At 34.7% G+C, this 14,557-nt stretch carries 17 protein-coding genes; 5 read left to right on the forward strand and 12 right to left on the reverse strand.

Annotation, left to right across the window (positions count from 1 at the left end; translation table 11 throughout):
- Positions 1-5: 5 nt before the first annotated feature.
- Together Q0W04_RS04715 and Q0W04_RS04720 are read left to right on the forward strand one after the other, a co-directional pair.
- A complete protein-coding gene (locus Q0W04_RS04715; protein WP_298500900.1) occupies positions 6-437 on the forward strand; it encodes an acetolactate synthase in 432 nt (143 codons plus the stop codon).
- Positions 438-759: 322 nt separating this feature from the next.
- Positions 760-1,503, forward strand: a complete 744-nt coding sequence (locus Q0W04_RS04720) for an SDR family NAD(P)-dependent oxidoreductase (RefSeq protein WP_298500901.1) — start codon at positions 760-762, stop codon at positions 1,501-1,503.
- Positions 1,504-1,560: 57 nt separating this feature from the next.
- Here Q0W04_RS04720 and Q0W04_RS04725 read toward each other — a convergent pair whose 3' ends face one another.
- Positions 1,561-2,226 (reverse strand): alpha/beta hydrolase, encoded by a 666-nt coding sequence (locus Q0W04_RS04725; RefSeq protein WP_298500902.1) that lies wholly within the window; start codon positions 2,224-2,226, stop codon positions 1,561-1,563.
- 328 nt (positions 2,227-2,554) lie between these two features.
- Between Q0W04_RS04725 and Q0W04_RS04730 the strand changes: the two genes are divergently transcribed.
- The gene (locus Q0W04_RS04730; protein ID WP_298500904.1) at positions 2,555-3,790 is read left to right on the forward strand and encodes an RNA-guided endonuclease TnpB family protein; all 1,236 of its coding nucleotides are present in this window, start codon (positions 2,555-2,557) and stop codon (positions 3,788-3,790) included.
- 197 nt (positions 3,791-3,987) lie between these two features.
- Here the strand turns inward: Q0W04_RS04730 and Q0W04_RS04735 are convergent, their stop codons facing one another.
- The 7 genes from Q0W04_RS04735 to Q0W04_RS04765 all read right to left on the reverse strand — a co-directional run bounded on the left by Q0W04_RS04735 (position 3,988) and on the right by Q0W04_RS04765 (position 9,619).
- A complete protein-coding gene (locus Q0W04_RS04735; protein ID WP_298500905.1) occupies positions 3,988-5,337 on the reverse strand; it encodes a toll/interleukin-1 receptor domain-containing protein in 1,350 nt (449 codons plus the stop codon).
- Positions 5,338-5,345: 8 nt separating this feature from the next.
- On the reverse strand, positions 5,346-6,164 hold the full coding sequence (locus Q0W04_RS04740) for a toll/interleukin-1 receptor domain-containing protein (RefSeq protein WP_298500906.1): 819 nt from the start codon (positions 6,162-6,164) through the stop codon (positions 5,346-5,348).
- A gap of 5 nt (positions 6,165-6,169) precedes the next feature.
- Positions 6,170-6,670: a hypothetical protein gene (locus Q0W04_RS04745; protein WP_298500907.1), complete on the reverse strand. Its 501-nt coding sequence runs from the start codon at positions 6,668-6,670 to the stop codon at positions 6,170-6,172.
- Positions 6,671-6,718: 48 nt separating this feature from the next.
- Positions 6,719-7,153, reverse strand: coding sequence for a hypothetical protein (locus Q0W04_RS04750; protein ID WP_298500908.1), 435 nt, complete (start codon positions 7,151-7,153; stop codon positions 6,719-6,721).
- Positions 7,154-7,346: 193 nt separating this feature from the next.
- Complete coding sequence (locus Q0W04_RS04755; RefSeq protein ID WP_298500909.1) at positions 7,347-8,330, reverse strand: beta-ribofuranosylaminobenzene 5'-phosphate synthase; 984 nt, start codon at positions 8,328-8,330, stop codon at positions 7,347-7,349.
- A gap of 98 nt (positions 8,331-8,428) precedes the next feature.
- A complete protein-coding gene (locus tag Q0W04_RS04760; protein WP_298500910.1) occupies positions 8,429-9,079 on the reverse strand; it encodes an adhesin in 651 nt (216 codons plus the stop codon).
- 39 nt (positions 9,080-9,118) lie between these two features.
- Complete coding sequence (locus tag Q0W04_RS04765) at positions 9,119-9,619, reverse strand: ferritin (protein ID WP_298500911.1); 501 nt, start codon at positions 9,617-9,619, stop codon at positions 9,119-9,121.
- Between the two features lie 84 nt (positions 9,620-9,703).
- On the opposite strand from Q0W04_RS04765, the gene nudC reads away from it, so the two are divergent.
- Entirely contained in the window at positions 9,704-10,495 is a 792-nt protein-coding gene (gene nudC / locus Q0W04_RS04770; protein ID WP_298500912.1) for an NAD(+) diphosphatase, read from the forward strand.
- Positions 10,496-10,506: 11 nt separating this feature from the next.
- On the opposite strand, the gene Q0W04_RS04775 is transcribed toward nudC, so the two are convergent.
- Positions 10,507-11,685: a MalY/PatB family protein gene (locus Q0W04_RS04775; RefSeq protein ID WP_298500913.1), complete on the reverse strand. Its 1,179-nt coding sequence runs from the start codon at positions 11,683-11,685 to the stop codon at positions 10,507-10,509.
- On the reverse strand, positions 11,672-12,187 hold the full coding sequence (locus Q0W04_RS04780; protein ID WP_298500914.1) for a nitroreductase family protein: 516 nt from the start codon (positions 12,185-12,187) through the stop codon (positions 11,672-11,674). Before Q0W04_RS04780 ends, Q0W04_RS04775 begins: the two co-directional genes overlap by 14 nt.
- A gap of 56 nt (positions 12,188-12,243) precedes the next feature.
- Between Q0W04_RS04780 and Q0W04_RS04785 the strand changes: the two genes are divergently transcribed.
- On the forward strand, positions 12,244-12,726 hold the full coding sequence (locus tag Q0W04_RS04785; RefSeq protein ID WP_298500915.1) for a DUF308 domain-containing protein: 483 nt from the start codon (positions 12,244-12,246) through the stop codon (positions 12,724-12,726).
- A gap of 294 nt (positions 12,727-13,020) precedes the next feature.
- On the opposite strand, the gene Q0W04_RS04790 is transcribed toward Q0W04_RS04785, so the two are convergent.
- Together Q0W04_RS04790 and Q0W04_RS04795 are read right to left on the reverse strand one after the other, a co-directional pair.
- Positions 13,021-13,809, reverse strand: coding sequence for a hypothetical protein (locus tag Q0W04_RS04790; protein ID WP_298500916.1), 789 nt, complete (start codon positions 13,807-13,809; stop codon positions 13,021-13,023).
- A 132-nt stretch (positions 13,810-13,941) separates the two neighbouring features.
- Positions 13,942-14,556 (reverse strand): flavodoxin family protein, encoded by a 615-nt coding sequence (locus Q0W04_RS04795; RefSeq protein WP_298500917.1) that lies wholly within the window; start codon positions 14,554-14,556, stop codon positions 13,942-13,944.
- Between the last annotated feature and the right edge of the window lies 1 nt (position 14,557).

Here is a 14,557-nt window from a genome sequence, read left to right on the forward strand (position 1 = left end):
AAAATATGAAAATCAAACAGTTATCAATATTTCTGCAAAATAAAATGGGGAGCTTATCAAAACCATTGGAGATACTCAGCGATGCAGACATCAACATAAGGGCAATGTGCATGGCAGATACTTCCGAATTCGGTATTTTAAGACTTGTTGTTGATGACCCTGAAAAGGGAAAGGAAGTTTTGGAAGAAAATAACTTTTTAGTTAAAATTACCGAAATCATCGGTGTTGAAATGAACGATACACCGGGCGGTCTTACAGCAGTTTTAAAATCCATTAAAGACAACAACATTGATTTGGAATACCTTTATGCATTTACTCACGACAAGGTCGGAAAAGCTATATTACTTTTACATGCCGATGATATTGATGAGTTAATTTCCTCATTAAAAAATGACAACTTTACCATAGTATCTGCTGAAGAAGTTTATAATCTATAACTTCTTTTTTTATTCTTTTTTTGAATTTCATTAAACAAAAACAAAACAGTTTAATTTTTCATATCTTTTTTTAATTTTACCGACCAATTCTATTATTTGAAACAACTAATTTTAAAAAAATTATTTGCAAACAGTAATTTTAGGGTTAAATCTTTTGACAAACATATAACAAAATATTTTAAAATATTCAAAAAATATGGGAAATGATTCAAAATTATTTAACAAATATGAAAATTATTAGAAAAAATTTAAATACTTTTTAAAATATACAATGAAATAGAATTATCATGATTTGACATGATTTATTAAAAAAGGTGATAAAATGGGAAAACTAGACGGCAAAGTAGCAATTGCAACAGGAGCAACTTCAGGTATGGGTAGAGCAACCGCAAAGCTGTTCGCAGCTGAAGGTGCAAAAGTAGTAGTAACCGGAAGAAACAAAGAAAGAGCAAAAGAAGTAGTTGACGACATCAAAGCGGCAGGCGGAGAAGCAATCTATGTGATTGCAGATATGGCAAACCTGGATGACGTTAAAAGCATCTTTGATGCGACAATGGATGAATACGGAACAGTAGACATTCTCTTCAACAATGCAGGAATGCTTTCAATGTCTCCATTGATGGATTTGACAATTGAAGAATGGACCAAAGTATTTAACGTTAATGTCACCTCAGCATTAGTATTAACACAATTGGTCGCACCTGTTATGAAAGAAAAAGGAAAAGGAACCATTGTAAACACATGTTCTGTAGCTTCATTCGGAGCTCACCACGGATTTGCAGCATACGTTGACAGTAAACATGCAATGATGGGACTTACCAGATCCATCGCATGGGAATTAGGTCCTGAAATAAGATGTAACGGTATTGCACCTGGACTTATCCACACTGCAATGGTAGACAGTATCGGAGGCCCATCCGCAGTTCAGCAAATGATTGACCAATGTCCTGTTCAAAGATGCGGTCAACCTGACGACATTGCAACCGTAGCTCTATTTTTAGCAAGTGACGACTCTGCTTTTATTGACGGTCAAATCATAAAAGTAGACGGCGGATTTGAAATTTAAAAATATATACCTTAAAACAGGAAGTTGGAGCAATCTGACTTCCTTTTTTAAAAAAAATTAATGTAAATGATTTATAAAGTTTAAAATTTCATTTACAGCCTGTTTTTGTTGGTCTTCAGCAGAAATAGTTGCCTTTCCATCCCCTTCCTGAGGACCGTAGTAAGCAAACTGCTCATGGTTTCCGCCTTCAATGATGAATTCCGTGAGATTATCCATCAGTTTTTTGGATTCGTTATATGCTTTCATGTTCAAAATTCCATCGTTGGACCCATAAATTGACAGGACCGGTTTTGAAATTTCTTCAGTCGGATAACCTGCAATCAGTATTAACCCATCACTCTTATTGGTTGAATTTATATATGATGCTGCAACCAAACCGCCTAAAGAATGGCCCGACATGTAATAATGTGTGTGATTTGCGCTGTCTATTATTGGGTCTGCACTTTTTTCACCGAAAAATGCGAAATTAAATGGCATTTGAATTATATATGAATCAACGCCCTGACTTGCCAAATCCATAAACATCGGCAAATAGGAAGTGTATTCATTTTTAGCGCCAGGATAGAAAATAATTGCGCTTTCATTTCCAGGACCATCCAAAAATATTGCATTATCCATCTTAACGACTGAAACATTTTCACTACCGTTCAAACAGTCAGTAGCAATCTTTTCAGCATGATGATATTCCGTAAAATAGAATGCTGTGTATCCAACAATTAACAAAATTACTATTACCAATATAATTTTTATCTTAAAAATGCGAGAATACCTCGACTTCTTAAGTCGAGGATGAATCGCAAGTTAGGGGTACTTTTGTTTTTTTTACTAGGTTTTTACTGTTGTTTTTATAAAATGAACTATTTTTATATAGTTATTTTTACTATTTTTCTATTTAGTGTACATTTACAATTTAGAGGGTTTGGCGATTACTTTTCAAATGCTCTCTTTGTTTGTCTTTAAATATAGTTTGAGGCAATAAATTTTAATTGTAAGAAAAAAAACTTTTTGACATTATGAGTTTTTTTAATAATAATGGTGGGTTTTTTTAAGGATGAAAGTTGTTAATAAGCAGTTTAGGGTTAGGATTTATCCATCTCGGGCGGATAGGAATGATAAAGGCGAGAAAATTGTTAGCATTAACAAAATCGAGTCTAATATAGGAATTTACAGATTCATCTATAACAAGGAACTGGAATTCATAAACTATTTTAGGAGTTTGTTAATTCAAAATGGTTATGATGATAATGTTATTGTGGATGATGTTTCTTGTAATGTGCTTTTGAAAATGTTACGTGAGGATTATCTGTTTTTGGAAAAAGCAGAATCCAGTAGCCGCCAACAATCACAAAGAAACCTCATACAATCCTTTAAAAGACATGAAGACCCTAAGCTAAATTCCGGATATCCGCAATTTAAAAGAAAAAATCATACTAAACAGAATTTCAAGATAATTAACAACAATAACAATGTACGAATACAAAAGGACAAGTATGGTTTTGATAAGATAAAACTAGCTAAACTGGGTTTGGTTAAATTCAAAACCAGCAAAGAATACCATCGTATATTGCGACAAGCCAGCGACAAAAATGATCCCAGTGCGAAAATAAAACATGTAACCATCAAAAAAGAAGGCGATGAATATTATGCTGTTTTCAATATCCGATGTATGCATGTTCCCGAACGTATTATTGGTCCTCGCCAACAAGTCGGAATTGATATAGGATGCGGTAAACTCGCCGTTCTCTCCAACACTCAAGAAATACTCAATCTTGATTTAACGCAAGAAACAGACAAAATCATCCAGTATCAACGAGATATGAACCACCACAATAAAGGTTCCATAAGATACAACGAAGCAAAAAGACTATTCCAAGTATGGTTCACCAAACTACTAAACAAAAGAAACGACTATTACGATAAAATGACAACAGATATTGTTAAAAATAGTTGTTTTGTGGCTGTTCAAAATGAAAACATTATAGCATGGAAAAACAATAAATATTTAAGCCACAGCATACAATTGAACGCACCACGCATCTTCATGGACAAAATAGAATACAAATGTGACTGGAACGACGTAGAATTCCAAAAAGTTCCCAGAAACTTTCCATCCACACAAATCTGCAGCAACTGCGGCAAAAGAAATAAAAATATTAGTGGATTGGATAAATTAGGAATACGAGAATGGGATTGTCCTGAATGTAATGAACATCATGATAGAGACGTCAATGCCAGTATTAATATCCTCAACAAAGGTCTAGAACTCGTAGGGACTACGGGGCAGTAAAATTTCCAAAAAAAAAACAAAATCAAAAAAACCATATTTTTGGTTTTGTAAAAAAAAATTTGGTTTGCGAATCCTCTTCCTCGATAAGGGAGGGGAGGTTCAATCATAAAACCAACTTACAAATATAAATTGATTCATAGAATATATAAAACTAACTAATTAAGCTAATTTAAACAAAAATAGAAAAAATGAAGAAGTTATTTTGGTACAACCTCTTCGATTATTTTAATATCATCCGAATCAACCATTACCATTTTACCGTTATCAGTATAAGTAAAGGTATATACACCATCTGTTTCCTTGATTTTACCGGATATTCCATTAATGGTTTTTGGAGTCTGTCCGGGTTCATCCGAAAGACCAGCAGGCCCTGAATTAAAAGAAATCATAGTAACCGAAAACCATCCATAAGTATCATTGTTTTCGTAGAATTTTTGGACAGTCATTCCACTTCCATCAGATTCCTGATAGGAGTATTCTGGATTTTCCGCAAAACCTTCGGGGATATTATATCCGACATCTCCTCCAGACATGAAGAAAAAGTAACTTCCGGCCAGAGCCACAATAGCTATAGCCACTACGGCAATTATAGCAATGATTAACTTCTTGCTTACTCCATAATTGCCCATAAAACCGCCGGAACCATTATCCTCAACTTCACTTTCAACCTTTGCAGGAGTATCATCTACGGGTTTTTCACTAACTTTTTTCAAATCATAATTTCCGGTTATTTTAGGATCATCAATCGGCTTGCCCAACAGTTTGGAAGTATCCATAACCAGATTCCCGAAGTTTTCTTCAGGATTCGGATATGCATCCAACCAGTGAACATCCTTCAAATCACCCGGTTTTTCAACATCATCAATTTTAAATGATAAAAATGGGATTTCAGATGATTTGGCAAATTCTATTTCAGTGCCGACATAATTTGAATTGACTGCATCCTTAGAATAAACTAAAATAAAACTCTGAGAATTTTTAATCATTTCAGGAACCTTTTCAACAGTATCACTGACTTTCAAATCCCGTTTTTTTATCCAGCACTTAATGCCGTTTTCTTCAAGAACATGACAAATGGCCTCCCCAGTCAGTTCATCCTCTTCACAGCAACAAATATATGCATTGTTGACATTATCCGATTTTTTATCAGAAGATCCAAGCAATTGAGATACATCCAAAGCCAGTTCATCATAGAAATCACTTGCATCTGGATATGCATCAATTTTAGGCTTATCCTTTAAGTAGAACTGCAGTTTACCTTCAATTGTTGAATCGTCAATGCTGAAAATGAGAATAGGGATGGAATCAGAAAATGCAATGTCAATTTCTGTTGTAACAAAATTTGAGTTTTTTGCATCCTTTGAATATACCAGAATAACACTTCTGGAATCCCTAATTGCTTCAGACACGGCAAAGACCGTATCATCTTCACCCAAATCCCTTTTTTTAAACCAGCATGAATAACCCTTATCCTCTAAAAGATTACATATATCTGATGCAACGTTTTCGTCTTCAGGACTATAACAAATAAAAACATCATTAGTCATTGTTACACCTATATATCACCATATTCATCAACCAGTGCAGTGAAGAGACGGTCATCATCCCCTACACTATTCATGACAGATTTCCTGAATGAATAGTCTTTTCTGATTATGTATACGTAAATCAATGATACAATCCACAGGATAATTAAAAATCTCTGTGCGATTACAACCTGAGTTAAATTATACAAACCCTGGGCACCAATAAAGTAATAGTAAATCATCAGCAGAAGAGGAACAGCACATATTATTCCTTCTACAGTAACCTTTTTCATCTTAGCCGAAATCCCCATATAAATCAGTGCAAGAGAATATAATGGAGTGAACATGAAAATCAATGATTTCCATTCGTTTTTAACTGAAATTTGGTTGAATTCACCATTTCTAGCTTTTTCCATTACATTTTTATCAATGATCGGGTTAGCTGTTTCATCACCAATCAACCTTGATGCGTCCTTAACCAAGGTTCCGAAAACCTCATCCGGATTCGGATATGCATCCAACCAATGATTGGTTTTTAAGAAATATTCCAATTCCCTTTCAGGCATTGATTCATCGATTTTAAAAGAAATAATTGGTTTGTTGTTTGAAAATGCTATGTTAATCTCATTGTTTACAAACTGTGATGCCTGAGAATTTGATGAAAATACTAAAACAACGATTTTTGTTGCCTTTATTGCATCCATAATCTCTTCGGCATAGGGTTTTCCTGAAACAATGTTTCTTGGAGCAATCCAACATCTCATCTTGTTTTGTTCAAGAATATGACAAATAGCATCAGCAGTAACCTTATCCTTTGTTGAATAACTTATAAAAATATCATGAGCCATAAAAATCACCCGTTTGAGAAACTGCTTGCAAAAGACATCATGTAACTGGAGTCCCCTCCGGTCATTTCAATGATTTGTGGGTTTCCTTTAATCTGATAGAGATTATCAACGGATTTGAAGTCAACAGAATCCTTTGGAACAATGGCAGCATAATTTACCTTGTCATTTGATATCATGACATGAGTGCTGTTAACATCAAAGTAGCCGCAATCATATTGACCTTCTATATTTTTCTTATAATTCGATAAATCTTTTGTTTTTTTAATTTCAACATTATGAGTCGCATATGGGCTTGTAACTATCAATGAATCCTCTGTAACGGTAGCTTCGGAATCTCCCGGAATAATAAAATCATGACCGTTCCATGTAACCGTTGAATCAGCGGAAATAAATGCCTCAGTAACAGATGAAATCATAATAAGACCAATGCATAAAAAAACCAGAATAACTGAAAGGATAATTACAATATTGCCTATTAAATTTTTATCCAGATTTTTTAATTGCAATTTCAACACCAAACAGCGCGTAATAAAAAAATAAAAAATGAAATAGGATTATTTTCCTATAAGCATTTCTTCGATTTTGTCCTGTGTTGGAGCTGAAACTTCAACAAGACAGTTACCGTCAAGATATTTGAATACTAAATCTCCAAAACTGTCAGGACCAATATAACCGTCTATATTTTTGATTGTTGTTTTTTCACCGTCTTCACCTTCTTTTAAAAGACTGTCGGAAGGTGCAGATTTATATTCAATTACCATAATACTGTATATGTCATTATTGGAATCTGTGTAAAGACAGATATCTGTAGTAGCTATATTTGTCTCATTATCCTGAACGGACAAATCACTTTTTACAAAATCACTTGGGATATTGAAGTCAATTCCCCTGATATTTTCTATAGTACCATCAGCTGCACTGGCGCAACTTACCATACCTACTGCAAGAATTGCAATTGCAAATACTAATAAAATTTTCTTGTTTACCATTTTTCCACCATCCATAAAAGTTTCACGATGAAATTAAACACTTTACGTATGAAACTTTAATTGATAAAACTATATTTATTATTAATAATATTTAAATGATATATGTAAAAAAAAGATACCTAAGAATGAAAAATGTTCAAAAAAATAATAGAGTTATTAATAATAACTCCTAAAAAGAAATGTGAAAAATATTCTATTTTTCAATAGTAAATCCATGATTTTGTGCTTTTGTCACAAATACAGTACCATTATCTCCAATGATTTGTCTGGTTTTCTCAACAATGTCTGCATTTGACTCATCAAACACGGTGTATAAAACCGGACCGAATGAAGAGATACCCACACCATATGCACCGGCATCCTCAATGGCTTTCATGGTAGGAAGATAGCTTTCATCAAGTGAATGTTCAAGTTTGTTGAATCCAACCTTTTGAAGTTCGCTTACAGCCCAACCGAAGTTTTTAATGTCCTTTTCAAGCATGAACGGAACTAAATTCATTAAAATCAGGTGGGAAACCTGTTCGACCTCTTCTTTTGGAATAGGACAATATGTCTGGAAAACGTCCACTTCATCGTCACCTTCAACATGAACTTCAATTTCAGGAATGGCTATTAAAATATTCCATTCTTGCGGAAAATCATATCTTGCAATCAGTGTTGCAGGTTTTGCTTTTGAAGCACCTGAAGGTAAAAACAAAGGTTTTTCTTCTTTGCTGTGTCCTCCATCCAATATGAACCCGCCTAAATCGTGAGTGTATGTTCCAATACCTGAAGTTCCTCCCCTTCCCACAATGCTGCTTAATTCTTTGCTTTCAACTTCAATGCCCATTGTTTCTGTAATCAAGTGAGCGGTTGAAACAGCAATCTGTGTTCCGCTTCCAAATCCGGAATGTGGAGGGTAAGTTTCATGTACAATAAATTTAAAACCAGAATCAATATTAAAATGTTCAACAGTTTTTTTCGCTGCATCGGGAATTTTTTCTTTGCATTCCTCAATTGCCTCTTCGTCTGTAACGGTATCTGCAAATTCGAGTGTTATTCCACTTTCGGTTTGCTCAACTTCCAATACAAATTGTGGATCAGCTAATGCTAGACCAATTCCACCATCGACTCTTCTATATGACCCGTTTAAGTCTATAAGGGACATATGAATTCTTGAAGGTGCTTTAATAATCATTTTTTCACTTCCATATTAATATATAACATTTAAATTTCTTAATGAAAACATATATAATATTTTCCATAATTATAGAAGAATCAACATTCCCCATTTTTTCAAAATTCCAAATTATCCACACTTGAAATCAATTTTTCTGCCAGATTACAAGTAACATCCATCGGTTCAAACGAATAGCACTCGTAAACAATAGTAGGGATACCTGCCTTTGATGTCGGCTCGGTTATGAACGGAGGGCTTGACCTGAATTCAGGAGCATAATATTGAATCTCTGAAATATCATTTAAGATCAAATCCATAAATCTTGTTGATTTTTCATCAAATCCCGGAGCAAAGACGAAATTAGTTATTTGATAATCTCCAGGGCCATTCGGACCTCTGTTGGAGTGAATATCCAAAAACAAGTCATATTTTTTGTTGATTATATCATCTCTTATGAACTCCTGAGCCAATAGCTGGCCTTCAAGACGGCCTTCGGTTTCGGAGTCGGAATCGCAGACATTAATGTTATAGAGATAATAACAGTATTTCAAATCATCACGGGAAGTTAATTTCTCAAATAATGCCCTGTGGGATTTGCTTTCAAGAGGGTGCATTCCTATCACATAAGCTATTTTAACGCTGGATGTATCATCACCGAAAGGACCGTGAAGATGTACACTGCCCAAATCATTTTCACCGAGTAATACAGCATCATAATCGGCAGAATCAACCTGCGCCAAATCAGTAGGACCATCAGGATAGCTCATGTAAACACCTAAAAAAATAAGTAATGACTAGAAATTAATCTAGTCTTGGGATGGTGCACGTGCACCTAATTCTTTGTTCAATTCGTAAATTAATCTGTTATCGCCATCAGCGAGTTTGATTTTAGCAACCAATTCCATTGCATTTTCTTCTTCTTCAACTTGTTCTTCAACAAACCATTGAAGGAAGTTGTTGGTTGCGTGGTCTTTTTCTTCAATAGCCAAATCAACCAAATCATTGATTAGACCGGATACCATTTTTTCATGTTCAAGAACATGTTCAAATGCTGCTACTGGAGAATCCCATTCGGTTTGAGGACCGTCAATTGCAGTCAGGGTTACAGAAGCTCCTCTTCTGATAATGTAATCATAGAATTTCATTCCATGTTCCAATTCTTCTTCAGCCTGTACTCTCATCCAGTTAGCAAATCCAGCTAAATCTTCATCTTCAAAGTAAGATGCCATGGATAAGTATAAATATCCAGAGTAAATTTCAGCGTTTAATTGTCCGTTTAAAGCTTTTTCCATATTTTCGGATACCATTATATCACCAATTATAAATTTTGTATCTGATTTCTTATATAGTTTAAGTGACATTTTAATTACCTTGACAACATACTAATTAACATGATAGAAAAGTCCATTTATGAGAATTATGATATTGATTTTAGCGATTCCCACTCAAGTGATGATGCTTATTACTTTATTTTCAACAATGAAAGAGAATTATACCTAAATGAAGATAAAACCTTGCCAACTGTCATTAACAATACTGATTTGGATTTTAAGTTATATATAGGCAAATTTAAAGGAAAAGACACATTTGTTGTCAATGTTGAGAATAGAGATTCCTTTTATGATTTGAAGGAAGTTTATGATTTTGATAAAGACCTGTATTTAATGGCGACAAGAGCCGTTCTGGTTCGTGACTGGTATATCCAGCACCAGTTTTGCGGAAGGTGTGCGACCAAGACTGTCATAGATGAAAAGGACATGATGTTAAAATGCCCTTCATGCGGTCAAGTCCACTATCCAAGAATCGCCCCTGCAATTATTGTGGCCATAAGAAAGAATGATGAATTGCTCATGGCTAAACACAGCTATCATGAAAACATAAGATATGCTCTGATTGCCGGTTTTGTCGAACCGGGTGAAGGCATTGAAGAGGCAGTGCACAGGGAAGTGTCTGAAGAAATAGGAATAAAAATCAAAAATCTGAAATATCAAAAAAGTCAGTCATGGCCATTTCCAAACTCATTAATGCTTGCTTTTACAGCAGAATATGATTCTGGAGACATCAAAGTGGACGGCGATGAAATACTTAAGGCAAAATGGTTTAAAAAGGATGAAATAATCAGATACGCTTCAGACATCAGCATTTCTGACTGGTTAATACAGCAATTCATAGACAGTTATTAAAAAGTTAAATTTTAATGTAATCCTTTATTAATGATATTTAAAGCAGTTACTCCCGCTTTAAGCCTTCCCAAACCTTCCATCAAAAGGTCTTTAGGGCATGCTATGTTCATCCTTAAAAAACTGTCCCCACACTTGCCAAAATCACTTCCTGCAGACAAAAACAGTCCCTGATTTGTCCTTAAAAATCCTGACAGGACCTTTGAAGGAACATTTAAAGAGGAACAATCAAGCCATAACAGATAAGTTGCATCGCATTCAACCAAATTTATCACCGGCAGTTCATCACTCAAGTAATCCCTTACAATCCGTTTGTTTTCATACAATACCTCTTTTAGCTCTTCGAGCCAATCTTCACAATCTCTGTAAGCGGCAATGACTGCTGTCGTTGCAAAGACATTACACGAATCCGAATTGTCGACATGCATCTGTGTTTTAATTTTATCAAGCAAATCCTTATTTTTTGAGTGAACTATTGAGCTTTGAAATCCTGCAATATTAAATGATTTTGAGGGGGATAAACAGGTAATTACATTTTGATAATCAGAAGAGATTTCAAACGGATTGTATTTGACTCCGGGATCTGTCAAATCACAATGGATTTCATCTGAAATCAATATGACATCATGTTTCTTGCATAGCTCACCGATTTTTGCCAAATCCTCCTTTGACCATATTTTGCCTATTGGGTTTTGAGGATTGCACAGAATAAACATTTTAACGGCAGCTAATTTTTCATCCAAATCATCAAAATCAATTTTATAACTGCCATTTTCATAAATCAACTCATTTTCAACCACTTTTCTGTTATTGTCTTCAATTACATAGAAAAATACATGATAGACTGGAGTTTGGATTAATATTTCATCCCCAACATCGCTCAGACATCTTATCATTGAAGATATGGACGGCATTACACCTGTGGAATAGAGCATGTTCTCTCTTGACATCCTAAAGCCGTATCTTCTATCCCACCAGCTGATGTATGCATCAAACAGTTCATCCTCAACAATAGTATATCCGAACACGGGATGATTGGCACGAGCCAAAATTGCCTTTTCGATAGCGGGAGCTACCTTAAAATCCATATCTGCCACCCACATAGGGACATCATCACCAAACATATCCCATTTTAGTGAGCCGGTTCCGGTTCTATCAATAACGCTTTTAAAATCGTATTCAGTATTTTTCATAGTGAATCCTTGTTTCATCGAATTTGTCCATGAACTTGTTTTCCCATCCTTCAGCAGGATAACCCAATGTTATTATGCAGAATGGAATTTGGTTTTCATTATCCAAACCAAACAAATCAGCAATTTTATCCATGGTTTCCTGTGTTGGAGCCACACCGTTCCAGAGCCCTCCCAGACCAAGATTTACTGCTTCAAGCAGCATGTTTTCAGCTGCTGCAGACATATCCTGCTGCCAGTGAAGTTTATAGAATGCCCTTTCAATGTTTGCCACAAGCAAAATTGCGACAGGTGCTGTTTTAACCCTAGGTTTGATTTCAGCCAATTTCACCAGAGTCTCCCTGTTTTTAATTACAACAAACTCCCATGGTTCTGCACCCAGTCTTGATCCGGGTGCCTGCATTCCTGCCTTTAGGATTTTTAATATGTCCTCGTCACTAACTTCCTGTGAGGAATATTCACGTATACTGCGTCTTGTGTTAATAATTTCTTCAAAATCTGCCATAATATTAAATAACATTTAATTGATATATAAAATTAGCTTAAAAAAGGAGGTGTCACATGATTAACAAAAGTGCCGGAATTCTATCAATCATTTTAGGATTGGTTTTTATGCTGTTTCCAATGTTCTCATCAGAATTAGTATCTATGATTGTTGGTTTGAGCTTATTGTTTTTTGGTATTTCAACCATGTTCATGGGCTGGAACATGAAACATGCTTTTGATACATTTTCAATGATAAGCATAGTCATCGGAATAATAGCAATAATATTCGGATTTCTGTTTGTCTTCTATATTGACGGATTATCATTCCTCGTCGGTGCCCAATTCTATATTGTTGGATTTATAATGATGGTATTTGGTATTACTGGACTATTATCAAAATCAGAACACGTATCAAATTTCTCATCAATTCTTGTTTTAATAATGGGTATCATTGCAATAGCCCTTGCAATATTTGCCATTAACGAACCGATATACATTGCAATAATTATTGGAATTGTTTTAATTATTGAAGGAGTAAGCTTAATTTTATCCGATTAGGCTTTCACCTTGTTTTTTTATTTTTTTGGACCTGGTTAAAAGTTTTACGAACCAAAATATCAACCATCACCATTTTTTAAAAAAAAACAAACAAATAACCAGGTCCTGTTTTAGAATTTCCCGAATTTGAGGTGATACGCACCTACATTTCTAGATTACGCCATATACTCTAGCATGTTTAACTTGGCTATCTAATTGCAAAGCCAAACATGCAATTGGTATATTGAATATGAAACATTATAAAAATAGTTGAAGTGTGAAAATGTGTTTTTTCACACTTGCGAAAGGTTTAAATTACTCTTCAAAACAGGACTGTTCATTCAAATTGAACTCAATATCCTGCTCATCACAGAATTCTTCAATCCTGCCTAAAATATCATCGATATCATCCTTTGAGTATTCGTTTTTAAAGTAGTAAACAACCGGCTGGGCATTTGTATATGCTCCAATGGTTAAAAATTCCTTATTGAAAACACGTACGATAATTGTGTTGTACAATTGAATATCGGCGATGATGTCGTTTTTGGCTTTTCCGAGTGAAGTTTCATTTCCAATTACTTTAATTTCAGAGTTTTTATAGACTCTTTTTAATTGTAATATCTTATCTTCATCTGTCAAAATATCACCCTCCGGTTCCATTTCCTCTAATTTTTCTTTAAAGAGTTTTGCATTGTGCAATTTTTCCTGAACTTCTTCAAGTTCTTTTTGCAGGTTCTTTTCATCTTCTATCAGGGAATTGATGAATGCTTCAGATCCGTTGTTGAAGTTTTCATACATCTCAAGCACATCTCTTGGTGAGAGTATTGAGTGGTTTTTGAAAAATTCCTTTGTGTGTGGTTTTACACGAATACTCAATGGTTTGAGCTTTTCCTTTTTGGATTTTGCATCAAAAAAATCTTCTGCAAATTCATTGCCTCTTCTGTGAAGCGCATTCATCCTTCTTGTAAACATCTTTTCGAATTCTTCTCTGGTCATGTCTTCTGGGAAGTTGAATTCAAATTCTCCTGGAGAATATGACCCTCCGAACCTCTCGTTTCCGAATACGAATTTTCTTGGGTTTTCAGTTCTTTTTTGGTTTGTCATTTAATCACCCTATTAATTGTATTACAAATTTGATTTTTGTATACACTATTATATTGTGATGAGGCAGTATATAAATGTATTCATTTTTAAAAAATGTATACTTAAAAAATTTAAAAAAAAATAATTGCCAAATCACTGGCTTAAATCAGCAGCAATGTTAAATATTTCATCCAAATCCTTTGAAAACTGCTTTTCTTTTAAATTTAAAGATTCAATGCCATTTTCGGTTGAATCAGACCGTTCGGTTTTAGAAATCTTGTAATAAGTTTCAACAACGACATTGCCGTTCAGCATCTTAAGCAAATCCTCGGACTGTTTGAGATGCGGGCGAATTGACTTTTCAAAATAATCAATCGGATACTCAATTGTGTAAAAAAGGCCTACATCAACTTTACCCTTAAATGCATTGCCAGTTTTAAATGAAACGATTGAAAATATCAGACGTTCGAGAAATGCCATATAATGGCTTGACAGCTGGGAGAAAAACAAAGGCACACCAACGAGAAGAACATCACTTTCAAGAATCTCCTCAATCAATGGGGAAAGCTCATCCTTCCAATGACATTTACAACCCATACCCTCTTTTTTACAGATTAAACAAACCCTGCAGCCTGATAACGGCAACTTATACAAATCAACATATTTAACATCAGCTCCGACAGACTCGGCACCCTTAGCTGCACTTTTCATAAACTGTGCAGTGGATTCCTTTCTTTTCGGATCTGCATTAATTACAACAGCTTTCATT

It is taken from the genome of uncultured Methanobrevibacter sp. (genome assembly GCF_947170395.1).
Classification (GTDB): Archaea; Methanobacteriota; Methanobacteria; order Methanobacteriales; family Methanobacteriaceae; genus Methanocatella.

Coding starts and splice junctions, on each gene's coding strand:
- Q0W04_RS04760 (WP_298500910.1), bottom strand. CDS start 9,079: ATGAGCTATCCTGATGGTCCTACTGATTTGGCGCAGGTTGATTCTGCC.
- Q0W04_RS04765 (WP_298500911.1), bottom strand. CDS start 9,619: ATGGTATCCGAAAATATGGAAAAAGCTTTAAACGGACAATTAAACGCT.
- Q0W04_RS04715 (WP_298500900.1), top strand. CDS start 6: ATGAAAATCAAACAGTTATCAATATTTCTGCAAAATAAAATGGGGAGC.
- Q0W04_RS04795 (WP_298500917.1), bottom strand. CDS start 14,556: ATGAAAGCTGTTGTAATTAATGCAGATCCGAAAAGAAAGGAATCCACT.
- Q0W04_RS04780 (WP_298500914.1), bottom strand. CDS start 12,187: ATGGCAGATTTTGAAGAAATTATTAACACAAGACGCAGTATACGTGAA.
- Q0W04_RS04730 (WP_298500904.1), top strand. CDS start 2,555: ATGAAAGTTGTTAATAAGCAGTTTAGGGTTAGGATTTATCCATCTCGG.
- Q0W04_RS04720 (WP_298500901.1), top strand. CDS start 760: ATGGGAAAACTAGACGGCAAAGTAGCAATTGCAACAGGAGCAACTTCA.
- Q0W04_RS04775 (WP_298500913.1), bottom strand. CDS start 11,685: ATGAAAAATACTGAATACGATTTTAAAAGCGTTATTGATAGAACCGGA.
- Q0W04_RS04755 (WP_298500909.1), bottom strand. CDS start 8,330: ATGATTATTAAAGCACCTTCAAGAATTCATATGTCCCTTATAGACTTA.
- Q0W04_RS04785 (WP_298500915.1), top strand. CDS start 12,244: ATGATTAACAAAAGTGCCGGAATTCTATCAATCATTTTAGGATTGGTT.
- Q0W04_RS04735 (WP_298500905.1), bottom strand. CDS start 5,337: ATGACTAATGATGTTTTTATTTGTTATAGTCCTGAAGACGAAAACGTT.
- Q0W04_RS04740 (WP_298500906.1), bottom strand. CDS start 6,164: ATGGCTCATGATATTTTTATAAGTTATTCAACAAAGGATAAGGTTACT.
- Q0W04_RS04750 (WP_298500908.1), bottom strand. CDS start 7,153: ATGGTAAACAAGAAAATTTTATTAGTATTTGCAATTGCAATTCTTGCA.
- nudC (WP_298500912.1), top strand. CDS start 9,704: ATGATAGAAAAGTCCATTTATGAGAATTATGATATTGATTTTAGCGAT.
- Q0W04_RS04790 (WP_298500916.1), bottom strand. CDS start 13,809: ATGACAAACCAAAAAAGAACTGAAAACCCAAGAAAATTCGTATTCGGA.